Source organism: Pedobacter foliorum, assembly GCF_013266735.1.
GTDB classification, from domain to species: domain Bacteria; phylum Bacteroidota; class Bacteroidia; order Sphingobacteriales; family Sphingobacteriaceae; genus Pedobacter; species Pedobacter foliorum.
Window position 1 is genome coordinate 110,871 of the sequence record NZ_JABSNU010000012.1, and the last position, 15,297, is coordinate 126,167.

At 35.7% G+C, this 15,297-nt stretch carries 15 protein-coding genes; 7 read left to right on the plus strand and 8 right to left on the minus strand.

Annotation, left to right across the window (positions count from 1 at the left end; genetic code table 11):
* The first annotated feature begins 4 nt into the window (after window positions 1-4).
* The gene (locus HQN83_RS20050) at window positions 5-847 is read left to right on the plus strand and encodes a hypothetical protein (RefSeq protein WP_173092703.1); all 843 of its coding nucleotides are present in this window, start codon (window positions 5-7) and stop codon (window positions 845-847) included.
* A 4-nt stretch (window positions 848-851) separates the two neighbouring features.
* Window positions 852-1,850, plus strand: coding sequence for a type I glyceraldehyde-3-phosphate dehydrogenase (gap, locus tag HQN83_RS20055; protein WP_173092705.1), 999 nt, complete (start codon window positions 852-854; stop codon window positions 1,848-1,850).
* A 323-nt stretch (window positions 1,851-2,173) separates the two neighbouring features.
* Here the strand turns inward: gap and HQN83_RS20060 are convergent, their stop codons facing one another.
* The 4 genes from HQN83_RS20060 to HQN83_RS20075 all read right to left on the minus strand — a co-directional run bounded on the left by HQN83_RS20060 (window position 2,174) and on the right by HQN83_RS20075 (window position 5,185).
* Complete coding sequence (locus HQN83_RS20060) at window positions 2,174-3,310, minus strand: hypothetical protein (protein WP_173092707.1); 1,137 nt, start codon at window positions 3,308-3,310, stop codon at window positions 2,174-2,176.
* Window positions 3,311-3,534: 224 nt separating this feature from the next.
* Window positions 3,535-4,257, minus strand: a complete 723-nt coding sequence (locus HQN83_RS20065) for a hypothetical protein (RefSeq protein WP_173092709.1) — start codon at window positions 4,255-4,257, stop codon at window positions 3,535-3,537.
* Between the two features lie 102 nt (window positions 4,258-4,359).
* Window positions 4,360-4,854 carry a hypothetical protein gene (locus HQN83_RS20070; RefSeq protein WP_217277435.1) on the minus strand — a complete coding sequence of 165 codons (495 nt, stop codon included), beginning with the start codon at window positions 4,852-4,854 and terminating at the stop codon, window positions 4,360-4,362.
* On the minus strand, window positions 4,841-5,185 hold the full coding sequence (locus HQN83_RS20075) for a hypothetical protein (protein ID WP_173092711.1): 345 nt from the start codon (window positions 5,183-5,185) through the stop codon (window positions 4,841-4,843). The genes HQN83_RS20070 and HQN83_RS20075 overlap by 14 nt, the downstream gene beginning before the upstream one ends.
* A 212-nt stretch (window positions 5,186-5,397) precedes the next feature.
* Here HQN83_RS20075 and HQN83_RS20080 point away from each other — a divergent pair, with 212 nt between their 5' ends.
* Both HQN83_RS20080 and HQN83_RS20085 read left to right on the plus strand, forming a co-directional pair.
* A complete protein-coding gene (locus tag HQN83_RS20080; protein ID WP_173092713.1) occupies window positions 5,398-6,015 on the plus strand; it encodes a DUF2975 domain-containing protein in 618 nt (205 codons plus the stop codon).
* A gap of 2 nt (window positions 6,016-6,017) precedes the next feature.
* Window positions 6,018-6,239 carry a helix-turn-helix domain-containing protein gene (locus HQN83_RS20085; RefSeq protein ID WP_173092715.1) on the plus strand — a complete coding sequence of 74 codons (222 nt, stop codon included), beginning with the start codon at window positions 6,018-6,020 and terminating at the stop codon, window positions 6,237-6,239.
* A 601-nt stretch (window positions 6,240-6,840) separates the two neighbouring features.
* Here HQN83_RS20085 and HQN83_RS20090 read toward each other — a convergent pair.
* A complete protein-coding gene (locus HQN83_RS20090; protein WP_173092717.1) occupies window positions 6,841-7,548 on the minus strand; it encodes a hypothetical protein in 708 nt (235 codons plus the stop codon).
* Between the two features lie 48 nt (window positions 7,549-7,596).
* A complete protein-coding gene (locus HQN83_RS20095) occupies window positions 7,597-8,106 on the minus strand; it encodes a GNAT family N-acetyltransferase (RefSeq protein WP_173092719.1) in 510 nt (169 codons plus the stop codon).
* A gap of 242 nt (window positions 8,107-8,348) precedes the next feature.
* On the opposite strand from HQN83_RS20095, the gene HQN83_RS20100 reads away from it, so the two are divergent.
* Both HQN83_RS20100 and dcp read left to right on the plus strand, forming a co-directional pair.
* Entirely contained in the window at window positions 8,349-9,152 is an 804-nt protein-coding gene (locus HQN83_RS20100) for a hypothetical protein (RefSeq protein ID WP_173092721.1), read from the plus strand.
* A 536-nt stretch (window positions 9,153-9,688) separates the two neighbouring features.
* Entirely contained in the window at window positions 9,689-11,833 is a 2,145-nt protein-coding gene (gene dcp / locus HQN83_RS20105; protein ID WP_173092723.1) for a peptidyl-dipeptidase Dcp, read from the plus strand.
* Window positions 11,834-11,854: 21 nt separating this feature from the next.
* Here dcp and HQN83_RS20110 read toward each other — a convergent pair whose 3' ends face one another.
* Window positions 11,855-12,478 (minus strand): Pr6Pr family membrane protein, encoded by a 624-nt coding sequence (locus tag HQN83_RS20110; protein WP_173092725.1) that lies wholly within the window; start codon window positions 12,476-12,478, stop codon window positions 11,855-11,857.
* Window positions 12,479-12,669: 191 nt separating this feature from the next.
* Here HQN83_RS20110 and HQN83_RS20115 point away from each other — a divergent pair, with 191 nt between their 5' ends.
* On the plus strand, window positions 12,670-14,457 hold the full coding sequence (locus HQN83_RS20115) for an alpha-L-fucosidase (protein WP_173092727.1): 1,788 nt from the start codon (window positions 12,670-12,672) through the stop codon (window positions 14,455-14,457).
* Between the two features lie 17 nt (window positions 14,458-14,474).
* On the opposite strand, the gene HQN83_RS20120 is transcribed toward HQN83_RS20115, so the two are convergent.
* On the minus strand, window positions 14,475-15,221 hold the full coding sequence (locus HQN83_RS20120) for a LytR/AlgR family response regulator transcription factor (RefSeq protein WP_173092729.1): 747 nt from the start codon (window positions 15,219-15,221) through the stop codon (window positions 14,475-14,477).
* Window positions 15,222-15,297: the final 76 nt, after the last annotated feature.

Here is a 15,297-nt window from a genome sequence, read left to right on the forward strand (position 1 = left end):
TAAAATGATTGCAGTAGTTTATAGCGGATCAAAAACAGCATTTTGGAAAATTGCACGTGATGGTAAAACCATCGCTGAGTGCACTATGCCCGGAATTAATCCTTGTTTTAATGACCAGAAAGCAATACTGCAGTTTTTAAATAAAAAATCGACCTTAATCAATCATGCCGAAAGCATAAAGAAAATTTATGTGTTTGCTGCCGGTGCTTCTTCAGTAGAAAGAAGAAACGAATTGGCAGAAACCCTAGGTCTTTTCTTTAAGTTCAGCAAAATTACAGTTAAGGATGATTTGTATGGAGCAGCAATATCTGCTTGTTACAATAATAGTGGCATTGTCGGCATTTTAGGCAGTGGAGCTAACTGTGCGTATTTTGATGGTAAAAGTCCTGAGAAAAACAACTTTGGTCTTGGATTTATCCTTGGCGATGAGGGCTCAGCAACTTTCCTTGGAAAAACTCTTGTAAAGAGCTTTCTTCAAGAAAAATTACCAAAAGATTTACAAAGTGAGTTTGAGGTTAAATATAATCTGGACAGACCGCAAATACTTGAGCGAGTGTATAAAAAACCGATGGCTCAGCAGTTTTTCAGTTCTTTCTTTGATTTCTTCCTTGAACATCGCAACCATAAATATATACTAGAGTTGATAGATAATGCGTTTGAAAGTTATTTTAAAATCTATTTACTACCAACTATAGAATTACACCCTGGAAAAGAAATACATTTTGTAGGTCTTGTTGCAGGAACGTTTCAGGAGCAGCTACGTGCTATTGCTGCAAAACATGGATTAACAATAACATCAATAACTAAAGAACCAATATATAATTTACTAAACTACTATTCAAATTAATAAGATGAGCAAAATTGGAATAAACGGCTTTGGCCGTATCGGCAGACTTGTTTTTAGAGCTGCTTTAAAAAGAGGATTAGATATCGTTGCAATCAATGACTTAGTTGATCCAGATTACATGGCTTATATGTTGAAATATGATTCTACACATGGTCGTTTTGATGGCACTATCGCTGTAGAAAATGGTAATCTTGTTGTAAACGGAAAAACTATCCGCATCACTGCAGAAAGAGATCCTGCAAACTTAAAATGGGATGAAGTTGGTGTTGAAACTGTTATCGAATCAACTGGTTTATTCTTAACTCAAGCAGATGGTGCAAAACACCTTGCTGCAGGTGCAAAAAGAGTAGTATTCTCAGCTCCGGCAAAAGACGATACCCCTACTTACGTAATGGGTGTTAATCATCATAAATTAACTGCAGATCAAACTATCGTTTCAAATGCATCTTGTACTACTAACTGCTTAGCACCAATCGCTAAAGTATTAAATGATAACTTTGGTATCGTTGAAGGTTTAATGAGTACTATTCACGCTGTAACTGCAACTCAAAAAACAGTTGATAGCCCTTCAGCTAAAGACTGGAGAGGTGGACGTGGTGGTTTCTCTAACATCATCCCTTCATCAACAGGTGCTGCTAAAGCTGTAGGCTTGGTGCTTCCTGAATTAAAAGGTAAATTAACTGGTATGTCTTTCCGCGTTCCTGTAGCCGACGTTTCTGTTGTCGATCTTACTGTACGTTTGGAAAAACCAGCAACTTACGAAGACGTAAAAAAAGCCATGAAAGCTGCCTCTGAAGGTGAGTTAAAAGGCGTATTAGCATATACTGAAGACGAAGTAGTTTCTACTGACTTTATCGGCGATGAGCATGCTTCAATTTTTGATGCAAAAGCTGGTATTTCATTGAATGATAACTTCGTTAAAGTGGTTTCTTGGTATGATAACGAATGGGGCTATTCTAATGCATTAGCTAAATTCGTAGAGTACTACGGAAACTTAAAGTAAAACCCGTTCATACAGGTTTATATTTGGTTAGAAAAGGGATGTGCGTGGATGCGACATCCCTTTCTTTGTTTCTATCAAATTTTCATTTACCTGATTACTCATCATACCGTTTTACATTTCAACCGTTTATAACCTTAGTATCCTTAATCTATTACTTAAGGATGGGGCAAATACAGATTTTGGATAACGCAACCTACACTTTTTCTATAATCTGGGTTTATACCGATAAAGCCGAATGCGCAAAAAAATCCTATTAAAGTCCCTAATATTGCATTAATATCTCTTAATCCTCCGGTTTGCTTTAATCAAGGAGTTCTTTAGGGTTATTGTTTCCTAGTCTGGCCAGCGGATGATTTAGCATTGTCTAATTCAACAACCTGTCGGTTTTTCCGCAATAGTATTTTTGCAATCTCTCCTTCTTTCCAATAATCTGATATATTCTTTTTTTGCTTTTCTGTAAGCGGAGTTACTTCTTCATTCAGTTGTCTGCCATAAGCATTGGCAGCTAAAATATCGTAGTATTGACCATCTTTAAATCCAACTAAATTCGATAAGATAGCTTTCACACTAGCCATCCAGGACGGAACATCACGTTCAGCAATTTTGGGTATCGCTAATGTACCATTCTTTAAAATTTCTTTTTGAAAATCCATGAAACTTGAACAAATCAGATATTGAGGGTTATTAAGATCGAAATCTTTCAAAAATCCAAAATAGGATTTATCAATCTTTTGCATCTTAGGCATTGCAGTAGTATCCTTAACTATATTCCTGTAATTAAATTTCATCGACCTTTCGTAATTGAAGGCACGCATCCTGTAATTCCATATCCGAAAATCTTTAGCCAGAATTTCTTTTATTTCTCTTGATAGTAATGAATCCTTATTTAAGATTTCCAATTTCACGGATACCCTAGTGTTGACATGGTTTAGAAAGGCTTCAGGACTCTTGTTGTAAAGGGATACCTGTGGTTCAGGTACTGCATCATAAACACCTAACATTTGATTTATGATTGCCAAGCTTCGCATCATTTGATATTTATCCATTTCCGGCTCAGTCTGCACGTCTTCAATATCAAGGTTCTGGTTGTAAGTGATATCGATATTAGTTACTTCTCCGCTTTTCACTTTGACAAGAAGAGAATTATATGGCTTTAGACTAGTATATAAGCCAATTAGCGAAATATCTGTTTCCACATCAACGACTATAGAGAATTTACCTGATTCGTCAATAACAGTTTTATATTTAGAGATCTCACCCGAAATTGGATGTGGAACGAAAATCTCCACAGAACCATTATTCTTATGTGTTTCATTTGGACTGCTAATTTTGCCGTTAATATTAGCTGTACCTGCTTCTATTTTAGGTGTACCTATAGTAATATCTTTAGGCTCCTTAAAGGGCAGCAAGAGCAAAAAGCTGAATAAGCAAAGAAGATTGATTATTATTACTTTATTCATAGTTATTTATAGATCAAAAGTGAAGGCATTTCTATTCAGGTTTAACGTTTAATCAAGCATGATCTTAACAATGATTCTTTCGGATTTTTAATAGTCTATTCATTTTGCGCGATTTAGATAATGTAATATACACTTATTTCCCAAAATCTAAATGATGAGTAAGGGAAGGCTAGCTGAACGTAAATAAATTAATGGATTTAGGACTTATTTTGTGTGAATGCCAATTAGTTACTTAATTTCGGTTCAATTTTATAAATATCACACCCCACTAGTGAAGTTAGTTTTCCAAGTAATGCTTGTGATCCTCCAATGTAAGTTACATCCGAATCATAATTAGAAATAATACACCATTCTTTTGTATCAGGGAATATGGCTGAGGGGTTTTCTCTAATATCCTCCTGATTCCAAAGTTCTTCTAGCTCTGATAATTTCCCTCTATATAAAATCTCATTACCAAACCAGTCCGACGTCTTTAATAGACAATAATAATAGTTCACTTCTATATCACCATACAGATTAAGAATTGCGTCCCTAATTCTCTGTACCTGTGTGTTTTCCATATCCCCGTCCGCCGGAAAAGAAATATGCGATGGCCACTGTTGATCCTTCAATAGCAATAACCTGATACGTTCTTGCACTAGGATTGCACTATGTAAATCGAATTGCTCTTTGTATAACTTGAAGAAATTAGGCCAAGTGATTGCTTTGTAATCTACCTCTTTGTCATTCGATTGAAAACAATCATGAGATAAACACTTTTCACTCTTAATCCAAAATGGATGAAAGACTACTGCATAATTTTCAAATATCAAAGGACAAAACAAAGTTAGCAGATACCATAGTCTTTCATTTGGAGTATACACAACATCATTATCTAGCTCAACATGATCCCCTAATGAGGCATGTGTAGCTATCCACTCAGGCAATATAGAGTTAATCTTCTTCATACTCTTTCGTCGATAATTATAAGCTAATATTGCCTTGTATAAATTTATGGTGGTAAAACGATAGTTAATTGAGAGGAAAGTTCGGATATTACAATTGAAAATCTACCAATCGCACTCTAGCTTCTCATCGATCGTCCACGGTATTTTTACTTCAAACTCCACCTGCACAAGGTTCTCGTAGTCTTTAAAGTACGCTAGATCACTGACAATCCTAAAACCAATACTAAAGGATTCGTTTATATCGGTCATAGAAAATGTACCATTCCTGCCATCAGCCGTAACAAAACAATCCCGACCTTCAAAACTCCCTTTGAAGTGAAAGAATCCACTGTAGATATGTAGTCCATCTTTATGCTTATACATTCGCCATACTTCGCTTTCCTTTCTGTAGTCCACCCCCAACATATCGAATAAGGATTTTATTTCATCGGGAAATGCCTTATCTCTACCCTGAATGTAATTCAAACATTCAGGGCATTTACAATCTTCAGCACTACCATTAACGACAGAAGCATAGGTTGCTTTCGTAACTTCACGATCAACTGTTAAAGTCCAATCTCTAAATGCAACTAATAGTATAGAATTAGTAGTTTTCATATTCATATTCCAATTCAGTGATAAGGACTTCGGGTCTTTTTATTGAGTACTTGAAGCTAATTGAATCTTCGACATCTAATCTTTTTGGATTATGATCCCAACCGCCGGAATATTCATACACCTTATTATTAAGCGTATATTTTACTCTTAGGCTACGACCTTTATAATATTTAATACTTGTAATGATGCCTTTAGATTCTCCGAAACCTTCCTTTATCAGTTCTGATGTCTCAATCTGTTCTTTTTCAGCATTCACACCAATCCAATATAAGCCGAGTCCAATTGTAATTGTAATGGATAGCAAGGTGAATACAATTTTTAACTTCTCCATTTCAATTTGAATACTATAATATCCCTCCTAACAAATTAACGAAATAATTAATAATTAATAATTCCCCATTCTCTTTGCAAGCATCAAAAGAGCGAAAGCCCTCATTTAAGAACTCACGATATACCTGCAGAGGCTGCGCCTCTAAATAATAATAAATATTTATTGATAAACAATAAATATTTATTATTATTGTCTGTAAATATAAACGCATTATGAAAACATTTGGAAACAAATCTTTATCAGCAGTTATTGCAATAACTCTCAATGTAGTTTGGTGGATTGAATGGGCGGTGGCAGCCGGTTTCCTAGTATTATTGGCAGTAGCCGGACATATTAGAGGTGGATATGTTTTGCAACTTCCGGTCACCTTCTCTGAAACCACAATAAGTACAGTTCGCTCTATAAGCGGTAATTTTCCCGGTGGTCACATAAATACAACTGATGGTGTCTTATCCTTACAAATTCAAGCTAACAGTCCTAATATAATACTGTTATTGCTTGGGTACGGGCTTATTTTTGCTTCTATCAACATCATTACTTATCAATTAAAGGTTATTTTCTCAAACTTCAAGAAGAACTTGCCATTTAATGCATTAAACATCAATAGAATTAGGAATATAGCTATAGTATTGATTGCCTATTCCGTAGTTCAATGGTTGTATACAGTTCTAGTGAATTTAATTTTAAGTTCCAATTTGAAATGGGGGCATATGGATCTCACCTATAATTTTAGTGTAAGCTATGCTCTAATGGGGATCATGTTGATCATCGTTGCAGAAATATTTAAAATAGGGCTTTCTCTTGAAGAGGAAAAGCAATTAACGATATAACTATGGGGATTGTGATTAACTTAGATGTAATGATGGCAAAAAGAAAGATGTCATTAAATACATTATCTGAACAAGTAGGCATAACTTTATCTAATTTATCAATATTAAAACAGGGAAAGGCTAAAGCTATACGTCTAAGTACACTTGAAGTTATCTGTAAAGCCTTAGAATGTCAACCAGGTGATATAATTGCATATGAACCGGATGAGGACAATTTAATTTAAATACTTTGGTTAACCTTTTCCATCTCTACATAACTAAAGAAGAAGACATCCCGTTTATTTCTATCCAACCTCACAATCTATGTATTTCTTTTATTAATGAGGAAGCAACAACTCAGAAAATGATTTCAATTACGGCTGATAAACACCAGCATATTGCTAAGACAGTAAGTATTCTTAATATCCCATTTGACTTTTTTGAATCAATATTGAATACTTTATTTTCTCCACTTCCCTCCTTTTCTATTTTTAGTATACTGAAAAGAAAAAAATAATTTAGCCCTCCTACTATTAAACTAATGAACCACACTAAACCTTTATTTTGTGGAAATGATATAGCATCATTCGAAAAGATATTTATTACAAGCAGTACATTTGTTGTAATAAGGAAAAAAACACCAAGAGTGAGCAAAGATGCCAATATGTGGGTCAAAGAATTATAGCCGTCTCTCTTAACAAAGAAATTAAACAGAGTTTGATATACAAGTTCAATAGTTGTTTTAATCATTTTCTGAATGGTCTTCGTGTATATTCCAACAACCTCAAATTGAGTCTAAGCCACAACTTTTGTGAGTGAGGATGCACTGGAAATTCTATTAATGGATTAATCATATACGATCCTTGCTGAGTCAAATCTTCGGTCGTAATTGAACACATCATAAATTAAACGGGCAAGTAGGATTTTGATCTCCAATGCATCTTTAAACTGATCAAAATGATAGAGGTATACCCATTGCTCTTCTTCAAGAATGAATCCCAAAGCACTAATCTCTTTGCCATCCCAAAAAACCCCTCCATAATCATAATAAGCATCTTCATCATATAACAATGTAATTTCAATGATGTGGCCTTTTAATGTAAATCTGGCGAATATATCTGGTCTGGATTTAAAATACAGGTTAAAACCATTAAGAACCCCCTTAACCAAATCAAACAGCGCATTGTCAATCTCCTGACTATCGTATATTGGACTAATAGCAATCCGCTTCCATTCCGTGATTTTGTTTTCGCCTTCACGAAGCCGGTCTGCAAAATGATCTGCTCCCAATAGATCGAAATATTTTTTATATTCTTCACTGGTCAACATCTTGCTGATATTTTTCGCTATGTTTTTTTCTTCTGAAATGAGCCTGTAAAATGGATTTTGTATGCCTTTAAGGATATCGAGTGTTTTATTGATTTTTCTCAACGCTTTATTATGATAATGAGCATAAATATAGTCTCCTTCCTCAACATATCCTGAAATCTGTTTTTCGAGTTCTGCTTTCTCTATTTCATATGCATCAATTAGTTCTTCAAGATCTGATTTCATATAAAGTTATCTACATAATAAATATATAACATTTTGAAATTTGATATCTCATAAACCTACTGTTTTACTTCTTCTTTCCATCAACACAGTATCTCGCCAAACTCCGTACATCTTGCCTATCTTTTCCCTGTAGCCGATTTTTCTAAACCCAAATTTCTCATGTAATGCGATACTGCCAAGATTTTCAGGAAAAATGCCTGATTGAAGTGTCCAAATATTCTTTGTCTCACTCTCAGTAATCAGTCGCTCTAGTAGCACATTTCCAATCCCCATTCCTCTATAATCCTCATGAACATAAACGCTTACTTCCATAACACCAGCATACACGGCTCTTGAAGAAACTGGACTAAGTGCTGCCCAACCGGTTATGATCTCATTTTTTATTGCTACGAACCGGAGACCTTCTGAATGGCTCTTATTCCATTCCTCCCAAGTAGGGGCCTCTGTCTGAAATGTAGCCTTTTTTGTAGAAAATCCTTGTACATATATGTCCACTACTGATGGCCAGTTAACAGGCAGCATCCCCTCAACTATTATGTTCGGTTTGTTTTCGTTCATTTTATTACTCAAGATTTAAACATTGATAATCCAACTAACAAGGAATTAAGGCATTTGCTCCAAAGAAAGAAATAAGATAATTGATACTTTTAACGCTATCGATATCTTTTTTCAAAACATCATCAGATTAAATTTAATATAAAAATATTTTATTCATATCAATGTTACCAAGTTATATTTGGATATTTAATGTCAGAATTTAACTTTGTTTTAACCAAATATTCCTTTTATCTCAAAATTTTATGAAAAGTATTTTTTACGCCCTTTTAGCATCCGTTGTTTTCACTGCTTGCCAAGGCAACAAAGAAAACGCTGCGACTTACACTCCTAGAGTATTAACCGCTACAGAAAAGTTTAACTACAATCCTGAAACCAGAGGTGATACTTTGGCTCTTATTAATGCCGTAGGCGATAAAAAAGAGGCTACAGAATTATTTAATGTAAAATACATGGATACGGTTATTCAAATCCAAACAAACCCTGATGATAAAGCCTCTGCAAATGGCAAATTCTCTTCGGCAGAATATGTAAACACTCAAAAAACTACTTTGTTAGTGCAAATTGCAGACAACTCAGGTCTTCAGGCTCCGGTTTATCTAATTACAATTAATGATAAAAAACCAGAAGTAATTAGCCTTTACAGAGCATCTAAAGGTGCAGAAGATAAAAAATACACCAAAGGAATTACTAAAGTTGGAAGAGATGGATATGTTGTTAACAACGACTTCTTTGTTACCAATGTTAATGCTAAGGTTTTCTTAATCAAAAGACAAAATGAAGATGAAAGAATCCAAGGTGATTTCATGGTAAAATCTCCTGATAAGCAAACACTTGCATTCTTATGTGCTAAGTCATTTTTTCAGGTTCACTACCCTACAGGAAAAACATACAATCAACCTTTAAAAACTATCCCTACAGCAACTGGTAATGAACTATTTGCCTGGGTAACGCAAAATTTTAAATGGGATAGAACTAAAGATGGTATCTCCTTTTTAATTCCTAACGACAATGATAGAATTGTTGATTTAAAAGAATTTAAAAAGTAACTAATACTAGTTTTTACAAAATAAGCCCCTGTGTCATTGATACAGGGGCTTATTTTTTTGCCTCCTTATTGAAACTTCTCGCTTATTACCATTTTAGTGTCATATAAAACGTTCAAAACGACTTATTGCGTAGAATTACGTCGAATTGCGCCGAAAAACGCACCAGATGTAGCCCTGCATTTATATTTTTCCTTATATTCAATTATTCAAATCGGTAGAATTTGGCTCTAAATTAAATTGATACTGCTACTTAACTAAATTCTTATTGTTTTAGTTTTGAATCAGAAAAATATTGCTTTTTCGACCTAAAATATAGTCGGCCCTCGCACCACCTTTAAACGCACCTTGTTCGGACCTCGTTCGACCACAGTCGAACAAAGGGCGAACAATATCAGTAGAAAGGCCGACCAATCTTAAGGACCCAAAAAAAATTAAAAAAGGAAAAAATTACTCCTTTTGAACACCTTAACAGATACCAAATGCAATTAAAACACTAATGATTTTACGTACATTAGATCAACAAATAAAAAAACTGCATGAAAACATCTTTAAAGGTTCCTTTGGTTGCGATGCTTGCAATTCTAACCTCTTGTCAAAATAACGACAAAAAATCTACAGCTAACGATACAGCTCTATCTCCATCAAATCCTTTTCTTAGTCAAAGCAAATTGCCTTATCAGGCTCCAGATTTTAATCAGATAAAAGATGCCGATTTTAGACCTGCATTTGAAGAAGGAATGAAAATCCATTTAGAAGAGATTCTTAAAATTGCAAACAATACCGAAGCGCCAACATTCGAAAACACGCTTGTGGCAATGGAGAAATCAGGCGAAATGCTGACAAGAGTGAACAGGATATTTGGCTTGCTCACCGGTGCAAATACAAACGATGACCTGCAGAAATTACAAGAAGAGATTGCGCCTAAACTTGCAGCTCATCAAGATGCAATCCTACTAAACTCCGCCTTATTTAAAAGAATAGAGTCAATTTATAATACAAGAGATCAATTAAAATTAGACCCTGAATCGAAACGGTTAATAGAATATCAATATCAAACATTTGTTTTAGCTGGCGCCAAACTTTCAGATGCTGATAAAACAAACCTTAAAAAACTGAATGGTGAGGAAGCATCTTTAAGTGCAAAATTCTCAAATCAGCTGCTTGCAGCTGCCAAAGCTGGTGCTTTAGTAGTTAATGATAAATCGGAACTTGCAGGGCTATCTGAAGGCGAACTTGCCGCCGCTGCCCAGGCCGCAAAAGCAAACAAACTAGAGGGTAAATGGATGTTGCCATTGCAAAACACTACACAGCAGCCTTCTTTACAAATGCTTTCAAACCGTGCTACCCGACAAAAACTATTTGACGTATCATGGAATCGCGCAGAACGCAATGATGCAAATGATACCAGAAAAGCAATTGTTGAAATAGCGAAAATCCGTGCAGAGAAAGCCAAACTTATGGGCTTCCCTAATTATGCAACATGGAAATTGCAGGATCAAATGGCTAAAACTCCTGCAGCAGTAGAAACCTTTTTTGATAAGCTTGTGCCATCTGCCACTGCAAAAGCTAAGATTGAAGCAGCTGATATCCAAGCAGTAATTGACCAGCAAAAAGGTGGATTTAAAGTGGAAGCATACGACTGGAATTATTATGCAGAGCAAGTTCGTAAAGCAAAATACGACCTGGATGAAAATCAGATCAAGCCTTATTTTGAGTTAAACAAAGTACTTACAAATGGCGTATTCTATGCCGCCACACAACTTTATGGAATAACTTTTAAAGAACGCACAGATCTTCCGGTATATCATAAAGACGTTAAAGTGTATGAGCTATTTGATAAAGACAAAACTACCATAGGCTTATTTTACTGCGATTATTTTAAACGTGACAACAAATCTGGTGGTGCCTGGATGGACAATATGGTCGGCCAATCTAAATTGTTAGGTACAAAACCAGTAATTTTTAATGTTTGTAACTTTACTAAGCCTGCAGACGGTGAACCTGCATTAATCAGCTTTGATGATGTAACTACTATGTTCCATGAATTTGGTCACGCGCTACATGGTTTCTTTGCTAGTCAGCAGTATCCAACTTTATCGGGCACTAATGTAGCTCGTGATTTTGTTGAATTCCCTTCGCAGTTTAATGAGCATTGGGCACTGAACCCTATGGTATTTAAAAATTACGCGGTTCATTATAAAACTGGCGAGCCTATGCCGCAAGCATTGGTTGATAAAATCAAAAAAGCAGGTACATTTAACCAGGGCTATGCGTTAACCGAAATCCTTGCCGCAGCTGCACTTGATATGCAATGGCATAAGCTAGCTGCCACAGATCCAATACAGGATGCCGACAAATTTGAAATTTCAGCCTTGCAAAAAACACACCTTGATTTATCTTACGTGCCTTCTCGCTATCGCTCAAGCTACTTTTTGCACATATGGGGAAATGGTTATGCAGCAGGCTACTACGCTTACCTATGGACGGAAATGTTAGATCATGATGCTTTCTCCTGGTTCGAAGAGAATGGTGGCTTAACCTTAGCTAATGGACAGCGCTTTCGTGATATGATTCTTTCAAGAGGTAATACCGAAGATTATGGCAAAATGTTTAAAGATTTCCGTGGTCATGACCCAAATATTGCTGCGATGCAAAAATATAGAGGCTTAATTACCAAGTAACAGAAAAATGCGAGATACTGGTTATCTCGCTTTGCTCCCTATCCATACAGATAAAAAAGACAGCCCTAGAAACACAAGCATTACATAAACGCAGTTTACAAAAACAGTTTCGTATCCGTATTTTGCCACATCTACAAAAGGATAAGGGTAAAATCCGGATACTGATCCTCTAAATAAAATAAACATCAAGTAAATAAATGGGTAAATAAGCCAGCTAAAAGTGTCTCTCCACTTCAATGTATTTTTGGGTACATACATTAACCAATACACCACAAAAATTAGTGGCACAATTGCATGCAGCAACTCATCAACCACCATTTGCAAGCCTTTAGGCTCCCATGTAAATCTTAATATTAAATTATAAATTATAGCCACCACACTAATGTAAACAGCTGTAGCTGTAAGTGTACCAGGCTTTGTAAAGAAACTACTCCCCTCTTTTTTAAACAAAAGCGCAGTGAAACATACTGCTACAATAATATTTGTTAAAACTGTAAAGAAACTGAAATACCTGATAACTGACTCATCAACAGGAACAAGAGCATTTTGAGTGGTTAGGTAAAATTGTGCAACAAGCGCAAACCAAACTCCAATAACGCCTGCTATAACCAACCAATTACCCCTTTTAGCATTAATTTGTTCCATATAAGTTCAGTTTTATCGTCTGTGTTTACTCAAGTACCAAGTTACGAAAAAAGCAATAATAACTGTAATGATAACCCTTAAGCCAAAATTGTTTAATCAATAGCCATTAATAAACAATATTCGTAACCTATAACGCTTAAATTAGCTATCCATTAACCAAATACTAAACCATTTTTAAAATTGAAGCATCCATGAAAACTGTAAAGGCAATTATCACTTCAGGCATCCTATCTGTTTTAACATTTACCACATCTGTAGCACAAGACATTGAAAGGTGGGACAAACAGGCCAATGAAAAGGAGAACCCTAATACAAAATGGTTTAAAGAAGCGAAATTCGGGATGTTTATCCACTGGGGTTTATATTCTAAACTTGGCGGAGAATGGAATGGAAAAGATTATTATGGCAGCGGCGAATGGTTAATGTATCAGGCAAAGGTTTCGGCTACCGATTATGCAAAGGTTGCTACAGAATTTAATCCCGTAAAATTTAATGCTGATGAATGGGCCGATCTGGCAAAAGATGCCGGCATTAAATACATGGTTATTACTGCAAAACACCATGAGGGTTTTGCAATGTACGACTCAAAAGTAAGCGATTTTAATATCGTAAAAGCTTCTCCCTATGGGAAAGACCCGATGAAAGCACTCTCAGAAGCCACAAGAAAAAGAGGTATACAGTTTGGCTTTTACTACTCTCAATTTTTGGACTGGCATGAACCTAATGGTGGTGGCAATAACTGGGATTTTGATGAATCGAAAAAAGATTACCTAAAATATTATAAAGAAAAGTCAATTCCACAGCTAAAAGAATTGCTAACCAATTACGGAAATCTGGGTATTGTTTGGTTTGATATGCCGGGTGGGTTAAACAAAAAACAAACACAGGACCTGGTTGACAGCATGCACGCCTTACAACCAAAAAGTTTATTCAGCAGTCGTGTTGGACAAGGCCTGGGCGATTACCGTACCTTCGGTGACTCAGAGGTTCCGGCAACTCCTATTAAAGGCGCCTGGGAGTCTATATACACTCACAACGACTCATGGGGATACATTACTCATGATATGAATTTCAAATCTCCTAAAGAGATCATTCAATTACTGGCCGTTGTCGCATCAAAAGGAGGTAATCTTATGTTAAACGTTGGACCTGATGGAGAAGGAAACATCCCTCCTTATTCTGTAAAGTACTTACGAGAAACAGGTAAATGGCTAAAAACAAACGGAGAAAGTATTTATGGAACTACTTATGGGTTAATTCCGGCACAACCTTGGGGCGTAACAACTTCTGCTCCGGGCAAATTATTTCTTCATGTATTAAACAACCCCAGAAACGGAAAAATAAGTATTCCGGGTGTAAATGTAGCCATCACAAAAGTGTATCAGCTAGCTACAAAACAGCCTGTTAAATGGGTAAAACAGGGTAATAATATCATTATTGATATGCCCAAATCTTTAAACGATCACAATACTGTACTTGCAGTGCAGTTTAACGGCAAGCTTAATGATGGCTACTCGGCTTCATTGCCACAGGTTTCGTTGCAATACGATTTCAACACAATTGATGCCGTAAATGCAGAGGTAAAAGGTAATGCAAAAATAGAATCGCTTACCTACAGCCATTACTTTGGCGACTGGAAACACACCACTTGTATTACAAACATGAGCAAACCAGAGGATGAAGCAACCTTTAAGTTCTCTGTAACAGAACCTGGCGATTATAAAATATTGCTGGAATATTCGTGCCCTCAAGAAAATAGCAAACAAGAAGGCTTAATGAGCTTTAACAATAAAACATATAAGTTTCAAACCTTAAGAACATCAGAGTTTGACTCTGGGAAACCTTTGTTATTTATTAAACATCCTGTTGCCATTGTTTCAGTAAGCAAACCTGGTGTTTACAGCATAAAACTAAGTCCAGATACTAATGGAAAGGCATTATTTAACCTTAAATCGATTATTCTGCAGCCCGTTTTATAAAGGCATTACTTATCAAGCTATATCTTAGTAAAGAAATTCAGAAACTCCTGTTTTTTAGTCCGGCTTAGGTTGATGGTGGTATTATTGGTCATGATTACTTCCCCTCCTTCGCCACGGATATAGTGTTTTATATAATCAAGGTTTATTATAAATGACTTGTGAGCTCTGAAAAAAGAATGATCACTTAGTGCCTCCTCAAACGAAGAGAGTGTTTTACTTACCAAATGAACTTGCGCATCTTGCATAGTTATATTGGTATAGCAACTGGTGGCTTCCAGATATACAATATCTTTAATTTTAATAAAATGGAGACCTTTGCTACTGGAAAGTGCCAGTGTATCCATAATTCTGGTTTGTGTAAAGTGCCTCGCCATTTGAAACTGCTGTTTAGAAGAAACAGTTTCTTTATTTAAAAACCGATCAATTGCATCTCTTAGTTCCGTTTTATCAATCGGTTTTAATAAATAATCGAGCGCATTTAATCTTAATGCGGCAATTGCATACTGATCGTAAGCAGTAGTAAAAATGGTTTGAAAATTATGCTCATCAAACTGCTCCAAAACATCTAAACCACTCATTACCGGCATTTCTATGTCCATAAAAACAATATCCGGTTGTTTATCTTCGATAATCATTTTAGCCTCAGCACTTTTCTGACAAGTGGCCACCACTTCAACTTCTTTGCAGCACTGACTCAGTAAATGTTGGAGAGTTATGATACCATGCTTTTCATCATCAACGATAATAGCTCTGATTGCATTCATATTTAGATACTTTAGGTCTACAATTATTAGTCCTTTATTCTAAAAATAAGTCATTAATTTCTAAAACACGAAAAAT